Origin of the sequence: Streptomyces sp. A0642, from assembly GCF_004795105.1 — a bacterium.
GTDB lineage: Bacteria > Actinomycetota > Actinomycetes > Streptomycetales > Streptomycetaceae > Streptomyces.
Genome location: NZ_SSBL01000010.1, coordinates 75,383 through 94,282, shown reverse-complemented (window position 1 = coordinate 94,282; position 18,900 = coordinate 75,383). Strand labels below are relative to the sequence as shown.

19 protein-coding genes are annotated in these 18,900 nt (G+C 72.3%); 14 read left to right on the top strand and 5 right to left on the bottom strand.

The window, feature by feature from the left end; all coding sequences use genetic code 11:
- Nucleotides 1-55: 55 nt before the first annotated feature.
- The 8 genes from E6R60_RS19275 to E6R60_RS19240 all read left to right on the top strand — a co-directional run bounded on the left by E6R60_RS19275 (nt 56) and on the right by E6R60_RS19240 (nt 6,219).
- Entirely contained in the window at nt 56-652 is a 597-nt protein-coding gene (locus E6R60_RS19275) for a DUF5998 family protein (protein ID WP_136327834.1), read from the top strand.
- Nucleotides 652-1,839, top strand: a complete 1,188-nt coding sequence (locus E6R60_RS19270; RefSeq protein WP_136327833.1) for a nucleotide pyrophosphatase/phosphodiesterase family protein — start codon at nt 652-654, stop codon at nt 1,837-1,839. The genes E6R60_RS19275 and E6R60_RS19270 overlap by 1 nt, the downstream gene beginning before the upstream one ends.
- A gap of 50 nt (nt 1,840-1,889) precedes the next feature.
- Entirely contained in the window at nt 1,890-2,540 is a 651-nt protein-coding gene (locus tag E6R60_RS19265; protein ID WP_136327832.1) for a thymidine kinase, read from the top strand.
- A 114-nt stretch (nt 2,541-2,654) separates the two neighbouring features.
- On the top strand, nt 2,655-3,161 hold the full coding sequence (locus tag E6R60_RS19260) for a DUF2617 family protein (RefSeq protein WP_136327831.1): 507 nt from the start codon (nt 2,655-2,657) through the stop codon (nt 3,159-3,161).
- Nucleotides 3,158-3,562: a DUF4247 domain-containing protein gene (locus E6R60_RS19255; protein ID WP_136327830.1), complete on the top strand. Its 405-nt coding sequence runs from the start codon at nt 3,158-3,160 to the stop codon at nt 3,560-3,562. The genes E6R60_RS19260 and E6R60_RS19255 overlap by 4 nt, the downstream gene beginning before the upstream one ends.
- 98 nt (nt 3,563-3,660) lie before the next feature.
- A complete protein-coding gene (locus E6R60_RS19250; protein WP_136327829.1) occupies nt 3,661-4,098 on the top strand; it encodes a DUF350 domain-containing protein in 438 nt (145 codons plus the stop codon).
- Between the two features lie 13 nt (nt 4,099-4,111).
- Nucleotides 4,112-5,716, top strand: coding sequence for a polyamine aminopropyltransferase (locus E6R60_RS19245; RefSeq protein ID WP_136327828.1), 1,605 nt, complete (start codon nt 4,112-4,114; stop codon nt 5,714-5,716).
- A gap of 317 nt (nt 5,717-6,033) precedes the next feature.
- Nucleotides 6,034-6,219, top strand: coding sequence for a hypothetical protein (locus E6R60_RS19240; protein WP_136327827.1), 186 nt, complete (start codon nt 6,034-6,036; stop codon nt 6,217-6,219).
- Between the two features lie 549 nt (nt 6,220-6,768).
- Here the strand turns inward: E6R60_RS19240 and E6R60_RS19235 are convergent.
- Nucleotides 6,769-7,545: a VOC family protein gene (locus E6R60_RS19235; RefSeq protein ID WP_206309455.1), complete on the bottom strand. Its 777-nt coding sequence runs from the start codon at nt 7,543-7,545 to the stop codon at nt 6,769-6,771.
- Between the two features lie 233 nt (nt 7,546-7,778).
- Here E6R60_RS19235 and E6R60_RS19230 point away from each other — a divergent pair, with 233 nt between their 5' ends.
- A complete protein-coding gene (locus tag E6R60_RS19230) occupies nt 7,779-8,612 on the top strand; it encodes a sulfurtransferase (protein ID WP_136327826.1) in 834 nt (277 codons plus the stop codon).
- A gap of 99 nt (nt 8,613-8,711) precedes the next feature.
- On the opposite strand, the gene sepH is transcribed toward E6R60_RS19230, so the two are convergent.
- Nucleotides 8,712-9,776 (bottom strand): septation protein SepH, encoded by a 1,065-nt coding sequence (gene sepH / locus E6R60_RS19225; protein WP_136327825.1) that lies wholly within the window; start codon nt 9,774-9,776, stop codon nt 8,712-8,714.
- 497 nt (nt 9,777-10,273) lie between these two features.
- Between sepH and E6R60_RS19220 the strand changes: the two genes are divergently transcribed.
- Nucleotides 10,274-11,455 carry a hypothetical protein gene (locus E6R60_RS19220; protein ID WP_136327824.1) on the top strand — a complete coding sequence of 394 codons (1,182 nt, stop codon included), beginning with the start codon at nt 10,274-10,276 and terminating at the stop codon, nt 11,453-11,455.
- A gap of 43 nt (nt 11,456-11,498) precedes the next feature.
- Here the strand turns inward: E6R60_RS19220 and E6R60_RS19215 are convergent, their stop codons facing one another.
- Together E6R60_RS19215 and E6R60_RS19210 are read right to left on the bottom strand one after the other, a co-directional pair.
- Nucleotides 11,499-12,821 (bottom strand): D-arabinono-1,4-lactone oxidase, encoded by a 1,323-nt coding sequence (locus E6R60_RS19215; RefSeq protein ID WP_136327823.1) that lies wholly within the window; start codon nt 12,819-12,821, stop codon nt 11,499-11,501.
- Complete coding sequence (locus E6R60_RS19210; RefSeq protein ID WP_136327822.1) at nt 12,778-14,025, bottom strand: MFS transporter; 1,248 nt, start codon at nt 14,023-14,025, stop codon at nt 12,778-12,780. The genes E6R60_RS19215 and E6R60_RS19210 overlap by 44 nt, the downstream gene beginning before the upstream one ends.
- Before the next feature lie 199 nt (nt 14,026-14,224).
- Here E6R60_RS19210 and E6R60_RS19205 point away from each other — a divergent pair, with 199 nt between their 5' ends.
- Entirely contained in the window at nt 14,225-15,352 is a 1,128-nt protein-coding gene (locus tag E6R60_RS19205; RefSeq protein WP_136327821.1) for a ferrochelatase, read from the top strand.
- 43 nt (nt 15,353-15,395) lie between these two features.
- Complete coding sequence (locus E6R60_RS19200; protein ID WP_136327820.1) at nt 15,396-16,214, top strand: inositol monophosphatase family protein; 819 nt, start codon at nt 15,396-15,398, stop codon at nt 16,212-16,214.
- A gap of 114 nt (nt 16,215-16,328) precedes the next feature.
- On the opposite strand, the gene E6R60_RS36770 is transcribed toward E6R60_RS19200, so the two are convergent.
- Nucleotides 16,329-16,502: a hypothetical protein gene (locus tag E6R60_RS36770; RefSeq protein WP_168713644.1), complete on the bottom strand. Its 174-nt coding sequence runs from the start codon at nt 16,500-16,502 to the stop codon at nt 16,329-16,331.
- 464 nt (nt 16,503-16,966) lie between these two features.
- On the opposite strand from E6R60_RS36770, the gene E6R60_RS19195 reads away from it, so the two are divergent.
- Both E6R60_RS19195 and E6R60_RS19190 read left to right on the top strand, forming a co-directional pair.
- On the top strand, nt 16,967-17,620 hold the full coding sequence (locus E6R60_RS19195; protein ID WP_018551468.1) for a response regulator transcription factor: 654 nt from the start codon (nt 16,967-16,969) through the stop codon (nt 17,618-17,620).
- A gap of 5 nt (nt 17,621-17,625) precedes the next feature.
- Complete coding sequence (locus tag E6R60_RS19190; RefSeq protein ID WP_136327819.1) at nt 17,626-18,861, top strand: HAMP domain-containing sensor histidine kinase; 1,236 nt, start codon at nt 17,626-17,628, stop codon at nt 18,859-18,861.
- Nucleotides 18,862-18,900 lie beyond the last annotated feature (39 nt).

The following is an 18,900-nucleotide window of genomic DNA, read 5'->3' as shown; positions in this document are numbered from 1 at the left end:
GGCGGGCGCGGCAGGACGTCCCCGGCAGTCACCGGCCCCCCGTAGGATGGTGCGTATGGCGAAGACCGGTACGACGACCCAGGGGCTGCGCGCGGCGATCGAGCGCAGCGGCTACTACCCGGCCCTCGTGGCCGAGGCGGTGGAGGCCGCCGTGGGCGGTGAGCCGGTCGCTTCGTACCTGGTGCACCAGGAGACGACCTTCGACTCCAACGAGGTGCGCAGGCACGTCACGGTGCTGGTGCTCACGGACACCCGCTTCATCGTCAGCCACACCGACGAGCAGAACGCGGACACCAGCTCCCCGACGCCGTACGCCACCACGTCCACCGAGTCCGTCAAGCTCGACCGGATCTCCTCCGTCGTGGTCAGCCGCGTCGTGGCCAACCCGGAGAAGTACGTCCCCGGCACACTGCCCCGCGAGGTCGTCCTGACCATCGGCTGGGGCGCGGTCTCCCGGATCGACCTGGAGCCCGCCGCCTGCGGCGACCCCAACTGCGAGGCCGACCACGGCTACACCGGAAGCTCCACCGCCGACGACCTGAGCCTGCGGGTCAGCGAGGCCGGCGACGGCCCCGACACCGTGCGCCAGACGCTCGCGTTCGCCCAGGCCCTCTCCGAGGCCACGGCCGCGACCGCCGCGGCCGGCCGCTGATGGCCCAGCCGGCCTGGGACGACCCCGTACTGCTGCCCGTCGGCACCGCCCCCGTACCCGAGTACGGCAGCGGCTCGCTGGCCGATCTGCTGCCGACGCTCGCCGCGGGCCAGGGCGTCCCCGGTTTCACCGCGGCGATCCCCGAGCTCACCCCCGCCGACCGCAACTGCGTCTTCCTGATCGACGGTCTCGGCTGGGAGCAGATCAAGGCGCACCCGGACGAGGCGCCGTTCCTCCACTCCCTCCTGCCCACCTCGCGCGGCGGCACCGGCCGGCCGCTCACCGCGGGATTCCCGGCGACGACCGCGACCTCGCTGGCGTCCGTCGGCACCGGGCTGCCGCCGGGCGAACACGGCCTGACCGGCTACACGACCCGCAATCCGGAGACCGGCGAGCTGATGAACCAGCTCCGCTGGAAGCCGTGGACCCCGCCCAAGGTCTGGCAGCCGTACCCGACCGTCTTCCAGCGGGCCGACGCCGCCGGAGTGCGTACCGCCCAGGTGTCCGCCCCCGCCTTCGAGCAGACCCCGCTGACCAAGGTCGCGCTCAGCGGCGGGTCGTTCCTCGGCCGGCTCGCCGGCGAGGAACGCATGGACGTCGCCGCCGAACGGCTGGCCGCCGGTGACCGGTCCCTCGTCTACACCTACTACAGCGAGGTCGACGGCAAGGGGCACCGCTTCGGCGTCGACTCCGACGCCTGGCGCGGCCAGCTGATGTACGTCGACGGACTGGCCCGGCGCCTCGCCGAACAGCTCCCGCCGCGCTCCGCGCTGTACATCACCGCCGACCACGGCATGATCGACATCCCGTTCGACGAGCAGTCCAGGATCGACTTCGACGAGGACTGGGAGCTGCGCGCGGGCGTCGCACTGCTGGGCGGCGAGGGCCGGGCCCGTCATGTCTACGCCGTACCGGGCGCCGAGGCCGATGTGCTGACCGTCTGGCGCGAGGTGCTCGGCGAGCAGTTCTGGGTGGCCGGCCGCGACGAGGCCATCGAGGCGGGCTGGTTCGGCCCGCGGATCGACGAGCGGGTGCGCGGCAGGATCGGCGACGTGGTCGCGGCAGCCCGTGACGACGTGGTGATCACCGCGTCCGTCAACGAGCCGCACGAATCCGCGATGGTCGGCATGCACGGCTCGATGACCCCCGTCGAGCAGCTCGTCCCGCTCCTCGAAGTACGCTCGTAGTCCTCCTTCCCCCTTCCGCTCCGCCTGTCCCGAAAGGTGCTCCACCCCTCATGCCCGAGCTTGTGTTCTTCTCCGGAACGATGGACTGCGGAAAGAGCACGCTGGCCCTTCAGATCGGCCACAACCGTTCGGCGCGAGGGCTCCAGGGCGTGATCTTCACCCGTGACGACCGGGCGGGGGAGGGGAAACTGTCCTCCCGGCTGGGCCTGGTGACGGAGGCGGTCGAGGCGGCCGAGAGCATGGACCTGTACGCCTACCTGGTCGGTCTGCTCTCCCACGGCGGCCGGGTGGACTACGTGATCGTCGACGAGGCGCAGTTCCTCGCCCCGGAACAGATCGACCAGCTGGCGAGGGTGGTGGACGACCTGGAGCTGGACGTCTTCGCCTTCGGTATCACCACGGACTTCCGCACCCGGCTCTTCCCCGGCTCCCAGCGGCTGATCGAGCTCGCCGACCGCATAGAGGCACTCCAGGTGGAGGCCCTGTGCTGGTGCGGCGCCCGCGCCACGCACAACGCCCGGACGGTGGGCGGCGAGATGGTGGTGGAGGGTGAGCAGGTCGTCGTCGGCGACGTGAGCCGCCCCGCAGCGGAGACCGGCTACGAGGTCCTGTGCCGGCGCCACCACCGCCGCCGCATGACGAGCGACTCCGCCCGCGCCGGTGCGCTCTCGCCGGACGTTCTGCCGGTGGCCTCCGACTGACGGGCGCGGACTTCAGGCAGGCTCTCCCCCCGTCCCTCGCACCCCCAGCCCTCGACCCCGAACGCGCGTGCCATAATCGGGCGCGATCATGGCTGAATACGACCGGGGGACCGTGTGCACGCCGTTTCTCTGGACGCTCCCTACCTGGACACGGACGCGGATCAACTCTGCTTCTCGCTGGACCTGACGGAGCGTCCGGCACTGGCAGAACGTGTGGTGCCGCTCGGCGGGCTGGACGTGCGGCTGCGGTTGCTGGGGGCCTCGCACCAGGTGTTCGCCGGTCCCGTGAGGGAGACGGTGGCCTGCCTGCGGGGCGCGGTGAGGGGTCTGCCCGAGACCCGCACCCGTCATCTGCCGGGCTGGGACTACGAGTTCGGCGCCACCACGCGCGTCCTGCCGCCCGAGGAGTTCCGTGCCGAGGCGGCGCGGGTCCTGGGCCGGGCCACCGACGCCGAACACAGCCTGTGCGGAGTCTTCCCCGGCTTGCCGGGGGCGATCACCGCCGTGGTCGTCGAGCCGGCCGGGGGACCGCACGGCACCAGGCTCGTCTGGCGCACCTGGCACACGTATCCGCAGAACGGCCAGATCGTATCGACGTGCAGTCGGCTGGAGGCCCGATGAACAGCGCCCGACTCGTCAGCGCAACGGTGGCGGCAGTGCTGGCCGCGACCCTGCTGACCGCCTGCTCCAGCGACGGGGACAACACCGCGGTCCCGCGCGAGTGGATCAGGAAGACGTACACCGCGACCGGGACGGGCTGGCTCGATCCGGCCGGCACCCCGAGCGAGGTCGCCCGAGAGATCCACGCGGAGCGGGAGGAACTGGACCGTGCCTCCGGCGGCAGCATGGAATTCCTGCGCTACGGCGACGACATGGTCACCGTCTCGCCGCACCGGAGCGGCAGCCTGATCGAGATCGAGGACTACCGCAACGGCTACCACCGCCACCGGCAGCACCTCACCTACTGGCCGGACCCGGACGGCGGGAGCTTCCGCGGCGGCGGCCCCGGCGAGGGCAAGTGACACCCGGTGAGCGCCCGGATCACACACCCGCGCATCCCGCGCTCGTCCCGCACAGCACCTGATCACGCCCCGTTCCCGCCGCCAGGAAAGGCAACGCAGTGACCGAGATCTTCGAGTCGACAGGCCAGGCCCTGCTCTACGGAATCGCGGGCCTCGTCGTGATGGCCGTCGGCTTCATAGCCCTCGACCTCGTCACCCCGGGCAAGCTCTACCACGTGGTTTGGACCGACCGGAACCGCGGCGCAGCCGTTCTGCTGGGCAGCCAGTCCGTGGCCGTGGGCCTGGTCATCATGAAGGCCATCGGGGCCAGCGAGTCCGAGCAGGGCCTCGGCTACGGGCTGGCCAGCACGCTGCTGTACGGCCTGGCCGGGGTACTGGTGATGACCGTCGTCGGCATCGTGATCGGCGTGTTCACGCCGGGCCAGATGGGTGCGGTGGTCCTGGACGACCAGGACGGCCGTCCGCACCCCGCCGCCTGGGTCCAGGCCGGCATGTACCTGGGTACCGGGTTCATGGTCGGCGCGGCGATCTCGTAAAAGGCGCCCCTCGATGAGCACCACCACCGCGCCGGGTCGCGAGACCACGGCGACGCCCTCCCGCCCTCCGGCCGTCCGGCACACCCGGGGAGCCCGCACCCTGCTGCTGTTCGCCGTGTTCCTCTGCGCGGCCTGCGGCCTGGTCTACGAGCTGGCCCTGACCGCGCTGGGCAGCTACCTCATCGGCAACTCGGTGCTCCAGACCTCCGTGGTGATCTCCGTGATGGTGTGCGCCATGGGGCTGGGCTCCCTGGCCGCCAAACCCCTGCGCCGCCGCGCGGTGGGCGCGTTCGCGCTCGTGGAGGGTGTGCTGGCGCTGGTCGGCGGGCTGTCGGTGCTGGTCCTGTACGCGGCGTTCGCCTGGCTCCAGGTGTACACGCCGGCGATGATCGTGGTCGCCGTGGCCGTCGGCCTGCTGATCGGCGCCGAGATCCCGCTGCTGATGACCATGCTCCAGCGGATCCGGCGGCAGGAGGCGGGCAGCGCTGTCGCCGACCTGTTCGCCGTCGACTACATCGGGGCGCTGGTGGGGGGCCTGGGTTTCCCGCTGTGGCTCCTGCCGACGTTCGGCCAGCTGAAGGGTGCGCTGGTGGTCGGCGCGGTCAACGCGGTGGCCGGTGTCATCGTGGTGGTGTTCATCTTCCGCCGGCAGATCCGGCGCTGGGTGCGCCACGCCCTGCTGGCCGGCGTCGCGGTGGTCCTGGCCGTGCTCGGGACGGCGTACGCGCTCGCGGAGGACCTGGAGGTGACCGCGCGTCAGCAGATGTACCGGGACCCGATCGTGCACGCGGAGACGACGCCGTACCAGGAGATCGTCGTCACCCGCTCCACCGCCTTCACCGGCGAACCGGATATCCGCCTCTTCCTCAACGGCGATCTCCAGTTCAGCTCCGTCGACGAGTACCGCTACCACGAGTCCCTCGTCCACCCCGCGCTCGCCGGCTCCCGCGCCAGCGTGCTGATCATGGGGGGCGGGGACGGGCTCGCCCTGCGCGAGGTGCTGCGCTACGACGACGTGCGGCACGTCACTCTCGTAGAACTGGATCCGGCGATGACCCGGCTCGCGCGCGACTTCGAGCCCCTGCGCGACCTCAACCAGCACGCGTTCGAGGATCCGAGGGTCAAGGTGGTCAACGCCGACGCCTTCAACTGGCTGCGCGGGGCCCGGCAGCGGTACGACGCGGTCGTCATCGACTTCCCCGACCCGGATTCGGCGGCGCTGGCCAAGCTGTACTCGGTGGAGTTCTACCACCTCCTCGGCCAGGTGCTGACGCCGCGGAGCCGGGTGATGGTGCAGAGCGGGTCACCGTTCTTCGCGCCGAAGACGTTCTGGTCGATCGCCAAGACGATCGGGACGGCGGGCTACGCGACCACCGAGTTCCAGGTCGACGTGCCGAGCTTCGGCAACTGGGGCTTCGTCCTGGCCACCCGGGGCGGCGGCCCGCCTCCGCCGCTGCGGCTGGCATCGAGGGCCCCGCGCCTGCACTACCTGGACGACGCGGTCCTGAAGGCCGCCTCGGTGTTCCCCGTGGACCGTCGCCGCCAGGACGTACGGCCGAGCACGCTGATGGACCCCGCCGTGCTGGAGTACGTGCTGGACGAGTGGGAGGACTACTGACCGCCCGCGGTCGCGATGGACGAGGACCACGTCGTGGTCATGGGAGACGGCAGGATCGTCCAGCAGGGCACGTACGAGCGGCTGCTCGCGGAAACCGACGGGCCGATCGCCCGGCTGGCCGGCCCCCCCATCGTCCTTCGGCGGGGTTCCGTCGCCCTCGCCTTCCCGGCCGTTCCGCGCGAGCGCCCTGGGCAACGAGATCGCAAAGTGCCACCGGCCCCACGGACCGCGATGTCATGATCACGCGAGTTTCAGCACCTCACACGCCGCACTTGCCACACGCACGGCGTGCCGACAAGTGAGCAGAGGACACCGCCATGAGCGAACGACCGCAGACCGCAGTCACCAACCCGAACGTGATCTTCCCCGTCCTCTATGCCTTGGTCGTCATCGTGGTCGGCGCGCTGGCGGAGAGCAAGGTCACGGCTGTCGTCGCCGTGGTGGGCGCTGTGCTGCTGGGCCTCTACTTCGCGTTCGGCCGCCGGGCCCGGACCCGCAACTGACCGACCGGCCCCGCTCGTTCGCCCCCGCCGCCAGGGCCGGTACGAGTGCCCCGCCGACCAGTGCGGACAGTGCCCGGCGGGACGACAGCCGCCCATCGGACCGGAGTCTGTGCGTCAGCCCCACCAGGAGGAGCACGAGGCCGGCCTGCCCGACCACCTTGAGACGGCCCAGCACCGAGTCCGGCAGCACCACCTCGAAGAACACGCTGCCGAACAGCGCGGGCACAGCCGGCCCCACCAGCAACCCCACCGTCACCTCCCCGATGACCGCGGGCAGCGGCCCCCACCTGGCCGCGCTCCGCCCCGCGGCTGCCCGCAGGGCCACCGTTGCGAGCGCGCCGCGGTGTGGGCGAGCTGCACGGGGAGAAATCGGTGAAGTTCCATGCGCCAGAGGCCTGCCTTCCACGCCCGGTTCGCCAGGTCCCTCGAAGGCTACGGCCGGCAGCTCGGGCAGTCGGTACGTCAACTGCCCCCGCCCGTACGTAAACGAGGGTTACGCACCGCCGCCGGCCGACGGCAACGCGTGGAAGGCCGGGTGGACGCAACGCCTCACCGCCCCGCCGACCGCACGATCCTGAACGTCGCGCCCTCCGGGTCCGCGACGGTGGCCATCCGGCCGCCGGCTCCCTCCCTGGGCGGCTGCAGGACGTGTCCGCCGAGTTCCACCACCCGCCGTGCGGCCTCGTCCGTGTCGGCGACCTCGAAGTGCGTCATCCAGTGCGGGCCCCGGTCGCGGGGCAGGGCGTGGCCGACACCGTGCAGCGAGGCCACCGGGCGGTCGTCCAGCTGGAGGGTCTGGTAGTCGAAGTCGGCCGAGACGACCGCCTCGGTGCCGTAGCCGAAGACCGCCTGGTAGAACTTGGCGACCGTCGAGGTCTCCCGCGTCACCAGCTCGTTCCAGACCGGGGTGCCCGGCGCGCCCGCCAGCGCGGTGCCGACGTGCGCGGCGGCCTGCCAGATGCCGAACACGGCCCCGCCGGGGTCGGACGCGATGGCCATCCGGCCCGCCTCCCCGGCGTCGAGCGGGCCGACGCCGACCGTGCCGCCGCAGGCGCGGATCGTCTCCGCCGTCACATCGGCGTCGTCGGTGGCCAGATAGGTCGTCCAGGCGACCGGGAGATGCCGGTCGGGCGGCAGCTGTCCGATGCCCGCGACCTCCCTGCCGTCGACCAGTGCCCGGACGTAGGGGCCGAGCTGCTCGGGGCCGGGGGCGAACTCCCAGCCGAACAGACCGGCGTAGAACTCCTGGGTCGTGTGCAGGCCGTGCACGAGCAGACTCACCCAGCAAGGTGTTCCGGGTGTACGCCGGGCGGCAGCCTCGGTCATCGTCACACTCTCCTCGGACCATCGTGGTGGCCGTACGGGGGAAACGGGGCCGGCGCGCCGTTGTGCGGTACGGGATGTGTACGCCCCGTGCAGATGCTTGCACCACCCGGCGCGGGATGCGTCCCGGCCGCGCCGCATTTTCCGGGATCTCGACGGAGGAGGTCCGGTTTGTGGTGGAACATCCGTTTCGGGGTCGTTACGCGTGCGCAGGCCTCTGCGCGAGGATGGCAAGCATGAAGCCCATCATCTCCGCATCCGAATACGTGAGCGAGTCGGCGGGGCCGCGTCCGCCGGTCCTCCTGGACGTCCGTTGGCAGCTGGGCGGCCCTCCTGGCCGGCCCGACTACGAGGCCGGGCACATCCCCGGCGCCGTCTTCGTCGATCTGGAGGCGGAGCTCGCCGGTCCGGCCGGTGAGGGCGGACGCCACCCGCTGCCCGATCCGGTGGAATTCGGTGCCGTGATGCGCCGTGCCGGCGTCGGCCGGGACAGCTCGGTGGTCGTGTACGACGGCGGCCAGGGCTGGGCGGCGGCGCGGGCCTGGTGGCTGCTGCGCTGGACGGGGCACCGGGATGTCCGCGTGCTGGACGGCGGTCTCGCGGCCTGGACCGGGGAGCTGACGAAGGAGATTCCGAGCCCCGCGGAGGGGGACTTCGTCCCCGCCCCCGGCGCGTTGCCCCTGCTGGACGCGGACGGCGCGGCGGCCCTGGCCCGCTCGGGCCTGCTGCTCGACGCGCGGGCCGCGGAGCGCTACCGGGGCGACGTGGAGCCGATCGACCGGGTGGGCGGCCACATCCCGGGAGCGGTGTCGGCCCCCACGGGGGAGAACGTCGGCGCGGACGGACGGTTCCTCCCCGCCGGAGTGCTGGCTTCCCGGTTCACCGAACTGGGCGCCGCCGAGGGCGCCCGGGAGGTCGGCGTCTACTGCGGGTCGGGGGTGTCCGGCGCCCACCAGGTGCTGGCACTGGAGCTCGCCGGGTTCCCGGACGCCGCCCTCTACGCGGGTTCCTGGTCGCACTGGACGCGCGACGAGTCCCGTCCGGTCGCGACCGGCCCCGAACCGCGGTAACGGAGGGGCCGCCGGTCCGGGCCCGTCCCGCCGCAGCGCACGAGGGCCCGTACGCGACTGCGTACGGGCCCTCGTCATGCTGCTGCCACCCGGACTCTCTCAGTCCTGCTTCTTGCGGCGGGTGCCGAAGACGATCTCGTCCCAGCTCGGCACCGCGGCCCGCCGGCCGGGCCGGACCCCGTCCGCCTCGGCCTGACGGTCCGTCGTCCCGGTGAGCCGGTCGCGGTGACCCGCGACCGCGCGCGGCATCAGGACGTCGGCGTAGGCGGCACCCGCGCCCGCCGAGGCCGCGGGGGCCGGCGGCTCCTCCACCTCCGGCTCGGGGGCGGCGGGTTCGAGCGCCGGGGGCTCGGGCGGTGCGGGCCTTTCCGGTACGACCATGTCGCCGCGGAAGCTCGGAACCGCCTCCAGCAGGCTGGTGAGCGAATCGCGCTCGCTCGCGGTGACCCCGCCGATGCGCTCCTCCGGCTCCGGCGGCGGAGGCGGCGCGGGGCGCTCCATCTGCCGGTCCAGGGCGCGGTCCAGCGGCCGGTCGCGCGGCAGCCGGGCGATCCGGGGGACGAAGGGGAAACTGGGCTCGGGCGCGGCGACGTCGTCGGTCTCGCCGATCAGCGAGCGTGCCTCGTCGTCGACGGCCTGGACCAGCCGACGCGGCGGGTCGTAGGTCCAGCTGGCCGAGTGGGGCTCGCCGGCGACCCGGTACACCAGGAGGACCTCCCAGGTGCCGTCGTCGCGGCGCCAGGAGTCCCACTGGACGGTTTCCTTGTCGGCGCCGCGCAGCAGGAGGCGCTCCTGCACCGCCTCGCCGAGCTGGGGGCCGGTGTTCTCGCCGGGACGGCGCACCGGGGTCTTCCGGGCCCGCTCGGCCATGAAGGCGCGCTCCGCGAGCACGGGGCCCTCGAATCGGCGGACGCGGTCGACCGGGATCCCGGCGAACTGGGCGACCTCCTCCGCGGAGGCGCCGGCTCGTATCCGTGCCTGGATGTCGCGAGGGCGGAGGTGGCTCTCCACCTCGATCTCGATCTGGCCGAGCCGCGCACGGTCGTTGCGCACGGCGGCGCGCAGCCGCTCGTCGATCGGAAGCGTGTACTCCGTGCTGTCGGCAGCCTTGAGCACCAGTCGTGTGCCGTCATTGGAGACGGCCACGACACGCAGTTCGGGCATGGGGACCTCCCGGGTGGTGCCTGCCGACGTCACGTGCGTCGCTGCTTCCGCTAGTCGAGTGTGACCTGCCCGGGTGCAGCCTGCCACAACATTGCCGTGTTGCCCGGCGTGTCGGGCGTGAGCCCTTGATCGCCGGTATGACACGGTGACCTCTTGCGCAACGTAAAGTAACCGATCGTCACTCTTCGTAGCTGGCCCCCGTGCGATGCCGCGGCGCCGCCGGATCGAGTGCCTCCTTCGGCCCCCTCCCGAAGGTTCCGGACTTCCGCGCGGGAGTCCGGCCCCAGGGCTCGCCACAGTACTCCATTCGGGCCACGGGGGTGGAACGCCGCGCCGCCCGAGTTCTCGTGCGGCACGGGAGTGGAGATACCCAGTTGGGGACGGGATGCCCGCAATGCGTGTCCTGCTTCACAGAACCACCGCAAACGGAACTATCCGCTTCGCTCAGATGTCCCTACTTGTTGCATGGTGGGAGAGATGTCAATCAAGGGCTGGAAATGGTGCAGAAGCCGGAAAGCGACATACAACCCGGAGAAAGGCGGATAGATCTGAGCCTGCCCCAGGTGGCGGGCAGTGCGATGGCGGCGGTCGCCGCGGCCGTGGCGGCCTCCCAACTGGGCGTGTACGGGACGATTCTCGGCGCCGGAGTGATGAGCATCGTGGCGACCTGCGGCGGCTCGGTCTTCCAGCACTTCTTCCGCCGCACCGGTGAGCAGATCCGCGAGGTGACGGTCCAGGTGAAGCATCCGGGCCGCGAGGTGACGGTGCACGCCCGCCGGCCGCGTCACGGCGGGGACCCGGGCGCGTGGTCGACGGCCTCCGGGGCGCGGACCGCCCCGGGCGAGCCCCATGGATCCGCCGACGCCACCGCGCTCCTGCGAGCGGTGGCGCCCCACGTATCCGACGCCACGGCGCCGGGCGAGCCCCATGGATCCGCCGACGCCACCGCGCTGCTGCGAGCGGTGGACGCCACGACCGTCCTGCGACAGGTGGATCCCGCCGGCGCGTCCGCCGCGGGCGCCCCGAAGGACCCCGACGCCACGGCGATCCTGCGGCCGGTGGACGCCACGACCGTGCTGCGCAAGGTGAGCACCGACCCGGACCGCACCCGGCCCACGGGGGCGGGGGAGGGGGAGGGGACCCGGCGGCTGACGGCACCGGCGCCGGACGAGGTGTTCACGCCGGCGACCACACACGGCACCCGCATCCGCGGCTGGAAGCGCTCGGCCATCGGCGCCGCCGTGGTGTTCGCCGTGTCGATGGCGGGGATCACCACGTTCGAGCTGGTCTCCGGCAACGACCTGAGCGGCGGCCGGGGCACCACTGTCGGTTCCGTCGTGCGCGGCGAGCACGGCTCCTCCGGCCCGGCGCCGTCCCCGGGCACCGGCCCGCAGCAGCACACCACGGAGCCAGGCGAGGACGACGGCACGGCTCCCGCCGCCGACCCGCGGGACGGACGGAGCGCGACCCCGGATCCGGACCGGGGCGCAACCTCCACGGCCGGGCCGACGCCCACACCCAGCCCCTCCGGCTCCGCCGGGGACGGTACGGCTCCGACGCCCGCGCCCAGCGGGACGGCCGGCGGCGACAGCACCGGCTCCGCACCCGACCCGACGGGTACGGGCAGCGCCCCCGCCCAGGAGGACCCCGCTCCCGGCGGCACGGGCACCGGGGAGTGAGCGGCCGCGGCCCGTGGCCGGCCGCCAGACGGCGGTACGGAGGTCAGTCGCCGAGAATCCGGCGCAGGTAGTCGTTGGCGAAGAGCCGGTCCGGGTCCAGCCGGTCCCGTACGGCGGTGAACTCGCCGAAGCGCGGGTACACCCCCGCCAGGTACTCCGCGTCGCGGGTGTTGACCTTGCCCCAGTGCGGCCGGCCGCCGTGGGCGGTCATGATCCGCTCGACCGCCGTGAAGTACGCCTGGTAGGGCGTGCCCCGGTACAGATGGACGGCGATGTACGCGCTCTCCCGGCCCGACGCCGTGGAGAGCGCGATGTCGTCCGCCGGGGCCGTGCGCACCTCCACCGGGAAACTGATCCGCAGCGGGGAACGGTCCACCATCGCCCTGACCTCGCGCAGCGCCTCCACGGCGGCCTCGCGCGGCAGGGCGTACTCCATCTCCACGAACCGCACCCGGCGCGGACTGGTGAAGACCTTGTACGGGATGTCGGTGTACGTACGCGCCGACAGGGCCCGGCTGGAGATCTTGGCGATCGAGGGGATCGTGGCGGGGACCGCCCGGCCGAGCGTGCAGGCCACCTGGAAGACGCCGTTGGAGAGGAGCTCGTCCTCGATCCAGCCGCTGACCCTGCCGGGCGGGGCCGCGGGGCCGGCGCTGCGGTTGTTGCGCTTGGTGTTGCAGTTCCCCGTGTGCGGGAACCAGTAGAACTCGAAGTGTTCGTTCTCCGTCACCAGCTGGTCGAAGTCCGCCGTGACCCTGTCGAAGGCCATCGGCTCCTCGCGGGCCGTCAGCAGGAAGACCGGCTCCACGGCGAAGGTGATCGCCGTGATGACGCCCAGCGCGCCGAGCCCGATCCGGGCGACGGCGAAGACCTCGGGATTCTCGGTCTGCGAACAGGTCAGCACCGTGCCGTCCGCGGTGACCAGTTCCAGGGCGCGGATCTGGGCGGATATGGACGCCGAGTCGCGGCCGGTGCCGTGGGTGCCCGTCGAGGTGGCTCCGGCGACCGTCTGCTCCATGATGTCGCCCATGTTGGTGAGCGAGAGTCCCTCGCGGGCGAGGGCGGTGTTGAGCCGCTTCAGGGGGGTGCCGGCCTCGACGGTGACCGTCATCGCCGCACGGTCGATCTCACGGATGCCGGTCAGCAGATCGGGGCGGATCAGCAGCCCGTCGGTGGCCGCGGTCGCGGTGAACGAGTGGCCGGTGCCGACCGGCTTCACCTTCAGCCCGTCCGCCGACGCCCGGCGCAGCGCCTCGGCGAGTTCGTCCACCGAGGCGGGGGACACGGCCCGTACCGGACGCGCGGTGACGTTCCCCGCCCAGTTACGCCACGTGCTCGTCGTCGTCCGTGCGTAGGTGTCGGTCATCTTCCCCGCGCCCTTCCGTAGGAACCGGCCCGGTGAGCCGGCGGTACCCCAGGAACGCCACCGCGGCCGCGAGCGCTCCCGCCACGGCGGGCACCGCGTACCCCGCCTCCGCCCCGGACGCGTCGACCACCCAGCCGGCGGCCGAGGAGCCGAGCGCCACGCCTACGGCGAGCCCGGTACTGGTCCAGGTCATGCCCTCGGTCAGTCTGGTGCGCGGTACGTGCTGTTCGACGAGGGCCATGGTGGTGACCATCGTCGGTGCGATGGCGAGGCCCGCGACAAAGAGCGCCACGGCCAGGAACGGCAGGTTCCCGGCCAGTTGGAGGGGGATCATACTCACGGCCATCGCACCCACCCCCACCAGCCACCGGGTGGACGGCCGGCCCTTGAGGCGCAGCAGGCCGAACACCGCGCCGGCCAGACAGGACCCCAGCGCGTACACCGCGAGCACCAGGCTCGCCGCGGCCTTGTGGCCCTGCTCCTCGGCGAAGGCCACGGTCACCACGTCGACCGCCCCGAAGATGGCCCCGGTGGCCACGAAGGTCACCACGAGCACCTGGAGCCCGCGCGAACCGAGCGCCGAACCGGTGGTGTGCCGGGCGTGCGGGTGCGGCACCGGTTCGGTGGCCCGCTGCGCGGTCAGCCAGAAGACCCCGACCAGCAGGAAACCGGCGGCCAGCAGCGGGCCGGCCTCCGGGAACCAGGCGGTGGACAGTCCGATCGAGATGATCGGACCGAAGATGAAGCAGACCTCGTCGACGATCGACTCCCACGCGTACGCGGTGTGCAGCTGCTGCGCCGAGCCGCGGTAGATCTCCGCCCAGCGGGCCCTGACCATCGACCCGACGCTGGGCACGCAGCCCGCCCCCGCCGCGAAGACGAACAGGGTCCAGTCGGGCAGCCGCTGCTGCGCGCAGACCAGCAGACCGGCCACCGCCGCCAGCGCGACCAGCGTCACGGGGCGCAGCACCCGGCGCTGTCCGTGCCGGTCCACCAGCCTGGAGACCTGCGGTCCGACCACGGCGGCCGACATGGCCAGCGTCGCGGAGAGCGCGCCCGCCAGCCCGTACCGGCCGGTCAGCTGGGACACCATGGTCACCACGCCGATGCCCATCATCGATATCGGCATCCGGCCGAAGAAGCCGGCCGAGGAGAACCCCTTGGTGCCGGGGGCGGCGAAGATCGCGCGGTAGGGACTGGGCAAGGAGGGCTCCGCTACGGCGTGGTCACACGCGTTGTCAGGGGTGAACGTGGCCGATACAGCTTACGGGTGCGCCGGCAGGTCCGACAGCGGACACCCGGAGCCCCGCCTGCCTGCCGCCGCGTGCCCCGGAAGGCGGGCCCGGGCGGCCGTGGCCGGTGTCGGTGGGAGCCCGGCCGCGGGCGGGTGGCAGGATCGACGCATGTCCGATCTGCGCGATCCCGCTCCCTACGACGCCCTGCTGCTGCTCTCCTTCGGTGGACCCGAAGGCCCGGACGACGTGGTTCCGTTCCTGGCGAACGTGACCCGCGGCCGGGGCATCCCCGAGGAGCGGCTGAAGGAGGTCGGCAAGCACTACTTCCTCTTCGGCGGAGTCAGCCCGATCAACGCCCAGAACCGGGCGCTGCTCGACGCCCTGCGCAAGGACTTCGCCGAGCACGGGCTCGACCTGCCCGTCTACTGGGGCAACCGCAACTGGGCGCCCTACCTCACCGAGACCCTGCGCGAGATGGCCCGGGCCGGGCACCGCCGCATCGCCGTCCTGGCGACCAGCGCCTACGCCTCGTACTCCGGCTGCCGGCAGTACCGCGAGAACCTCGCCGAGTCGCTCGCCGTGCTGGAGGCCGAGGGGCTGCCCGTGCCGCGCGTCGACAAGCTGCGGCACTACTTCAACCACCCCGGCTTCGTCGAGCCCATGGTGGAGGGGGTCCTCGACTCGCTGGCCGGGCTGAAGCCGGAGGAACGGGAGGGCGCGCACCTCGCCTTCACGACGCACTCCATCCCCACGTCGGCTGCGGACACCTCCGGCCCGGTGGAGGCCCACGGCGACGGCGGGGCCTACGTCGCCGAGCACCTGGACGTCGCCCGGCTCGTCGTGGCCGCCGTCGCCGAGCGGACCGGCGTCGCGTATCCCTGGCAGCTCGTCTACCAGTCGCGCAGCGGCGCCCCGCACATCCCGTGGCTGGAACCCGACATCTGCGACCACCTGGAGACGCTGCACGGGGACGGTGTCCCCGCCGTGGTGATGGCGCCCATCGGGTTCGTCTCCGACCACATGGAGGTCCTGTACGACCTCGACACGGAGGCCACCGCGAAGGCGGCCGAGCTGGGGCTCACCGTGCGCCGCTCCGCGACGGTCGGCGCCGATCCGCGGTTCGCGGCCGCCGTGCGCGACCTGCTGCTGGAGCGCGCCGCCGCCGAACAGGGAATCGGCCGCGAGCGGTGCGCCCTCGGGAGCCTCGGGGCGAGCCACGACCTGTGCCCGGTGGGCTGCTGCCCGGCCCGGGCGCCCAAACCGGCCGCCGCGGGGGCCGACAGCCCGTACGCGTAGCGCCCGCCCGTTCCGCCCCGACACCCTCACCCCTGGGAGAGCCGTGACCGACCCCCTGCTGCCCGAACTGCTCGATCTCGCCCTCGACGTGGCCCGGCGCGCCGGTGCGCTGCTGCGCGACGGCCGCCCCGCCGACCTGGGAGTGGCCGCGACCAAGTCCAGTCCGGTGGACGTCGTCACCGAGATGGACATCGCCGCCGAGCAGCTGATCACCGGCTTCCTGTCCGAGCGCCGCCCGCACGACGGCTTCCTCGGCGAGGAGGGGGCCAGCTCGGAGGGCAGCAGCGGAGTGCGCTGGGTGATCGACCCCCTCGACGGCACGGTGAACTACCTCTACGGCCTGCCCACCTGGGCCGTCTCCGTCGCGGCGGAACGCGACGGAGAGCGGATCGTGGGCGTGGTGGAGGTCCCGATGCGCGGGGAGACCTATCACGCGGTCCTCGGCGGCGGTGCGTACGCGAAGGGCGGGGCGTTCGGCGAAGGGGCCCGGCTGCGCTGCCGGCCGGCCCCGCCGCTCGACCAGGCGCTCGTGTCGACCGGCTTCAACTACGTCGCCGGCGTACGCGCCCACCAGGCGGAGGTGGCGCGCGTCCTGATCCCGCGGCTGCGCGACATCCGGCGCGGCGGCTCCGCGGCGATCGATCTCTGCGACGTCGCCGCCGGCCGCCTCGACGGCTACTACGAGCGCGGCCTCCACCCGTGGGACCTCGCGGCCGGAGACCTGATCGCCCGGGAAGCGGGCGCGCTGACGGGCGGCCGCCCCGGACTGCCCGCCGACGGCGGGCTGACGGTGGCCGCGGCGCCGGGGGTCTTCGAGCCCCTCCAGGCACTGCTGGAGGAACTGGGCGCCTGGCACGACTGAGGAGCCGGCCGCCCACGGCCCGTGAGCGCCGCTGAGCCGGCCGGGGGCGCCACGGGAACCGGGGGAAGGCCCCGCGGATGCGCACGCGCATCCGCGGGGCCTTCCCGTAGCGGCTCAGACGCTTGTGGCGCCGATGTGAACACCGTGCTCGGCAGCGAGGCGGAGCAGGTCGTCCAGCTCGCCCTGCTCGACGTCCGCGAGGAAGTCGTCGCCCGTTTCGCGTGCCTTCGTGAGGTCGGACTCGGTGGTCTGGATGCGTTGCAGCAGACCTGCGGTGAAAGCGTCCATGAAGCGCCCCCTCATCGTGGGTCGGTGGCACGGGGGTGTGCCCGGGTTTCCCTCCGCCGAGGCGGTAGGGCGGGTGATCACGCACTCTCCGGGGGATGGAGGTGCCTGTGGCACGCCACATACAAGACGTGATCGCGGGTGTGAATTCGTCCTCCCCGGCCCGAACCTCAGAGAAACCTCAACTGGCCCGGAAATCCTCCGGATTCCGTGAAGCCGCAGGTCGGGCAGCGCCGTCTTACCGCCGGTTTATACGCGTTACGGGCAGGATGGAGCCGCACAGACCGTGCTGGGACGCGGTCCGGATCATGGACCACGGGTCCGTCCGGACGCCCCGCGGGTCCGTGCGGAACGTGGCGGGACCCTGCGGCGGGACTCTGCCGCGAGGCTCTGCCGTGAAGACATGAAGATCCGCTGTGAAGTCCTGCTGTGACGTTCTGCTGTGAAGTTCTAAGGAAGGAAGCGCCGTGCGCGTACTCGTCGTGGAGGACGAGCAGCTGCTCGCCGATGCGGTGGCCACCGGGCTGCGCCGTGAGGCCATGGCCGTCGATGTCGTGTACGACGGCGCGGCGGCCCTGGAGCGCATCGAGGTCAACGACTACGACGTCGTGGTCCTGGACCGGGACCTCCCGCTGGTGCACGGCGACGACGTCTGCCGCCGGATCGTCGAGCTGGGCATGCCGACCCGGGTGCTCATGCTCACCGCCTCCGGGGACGTCAGCGACCGGGTGGAGGGCCTGGAGCTCGGCGCGGACGACTACCTGCCCAAGCCCTTCGCCTTCAGCGAGCTGACCGCGCGGGTGAGGGCCCTCGGCCGCCGCACCACGGTCGCGCTGCCGCCCGTGCTGGAACGGGCGGGGATCAAGCTCGACCCGAACCGGCGCGAGGTCTTCCGCGGCGACCAGGAGGTGCAGCTCGCTCCCAAGGAGTTCGCGGTGCTGGAGGTCCTGATGCGCAGCGAGGGCGCGGTCGTCTCGGCCGAGCAGCTCCTGGAGAAGGCCTGGGACGAGAACACCGACCCGTTCACCAACGTCGTCCGGGTGACCGTCATGACACTGCGGCGCAAGCTCGGCGAGCCCCCGGTGATCGTCACGGTGCCCGGCTCCGGCTACCGGATCTGAGGGCCGTGCCCACCGTCCCGCCGCCCGCGTCGGCGCCCCCCAAACCCACCTGGGAGCCCAAGCAGCAGGAGCCCCCGTACCCCTGGCTGCGCCCGACCATCCGGATACGGCTCACGCTGCTGTACGGCGGCATGTTCCTGATCGCCGGCATTCTGCTGCTGTCGATCATCTACATGCTGGCGGCCCAGGCCCTGCACGTGGGCAGCGAACTGCCGTTCAAGATCGTCGACGGTCATGTGTCCAGCGAGGTCTGCAACCTGCTGGGGGAGGGCACCTCGCCGAGCGCCGTCAACGCGGCGATGAACTCCTGCGTCAACCACCAGCGCCAGCAGGCGCTCGACACGCTCCTCAACCGGTCGCTGCTGGCCCTCGTGGGCCTGAGCGTCATCGCCTTCGCCTTCGGCTACGCCATGGCGGGGCGGGTGCTCTCGCCGCTGGGCCGGATCACCCGCATCGCCCGCAGGGTGGCCGGAACCGACCTGTCCCGCCGCATCGAGCTGGACGGGCCGGACGACGAGTTCAAGGAGCTGGCCGACACCTTCGACGACATGCTGGACCGGCTGGAGCGGGCCTTCACCGCGCAGCAGCGGTTCGTCGGGAACGCGTCGCACGAGCTGCGCACCCCGCTGGCGATCAACCGCACGCTGCTGGAGGTCCACCTCTCCGACCCCGAGGCGCCGCCGGAGCTCCATCAGCTGGGCAAGACGCTGCTGGCCACCAACGAACGCAGTGAGCAGCTCGTGGAGGGCTTGCTGCTGCTCGCCCGCAGCGACAACCAGATCGTCGAGCGCAAGCCCGTCGACCTGGCCGAGGTGGCCTCCCGGGCGCTGGACCAGGCCCGGGGCGAGGCCGAGGCGAAGGGCGTGGAGATGCGGGCCGAGCTGGCCCCGGCCGTCGTCCAGGGCAACGGCGTCCTGCTGGAGCGGATCGCGCTGAACCTCGTCCAGAACGCGGTGCGCTACAACGTCCCGGAGGAGGGCTGGGTCGAGGTCAGCACCGAGCTGATGCCGGGGCAGGCCCTGATGGTCGTCACGAACACCGGACCGGTGGTCCCCGCCTACGAGATCGACAACCTCTTCGAGCCCTTCAGGCGGCTCCGTACGGAGCGAACGGGCAGCGACAAGGGGGTCGGCCTCGGCCTGTCGATCGCGCGCTCCGTGGCGCGCGCTCACGGAGGCCGTATCATCGCCGAGCCCCGCGAGGGCGGTGGTCTTGTGATGCGCGTCTCACTGCCTGTCTGAGAAGCTGGGAAGGGCGAGATGCGAACGGATTATTTTTGT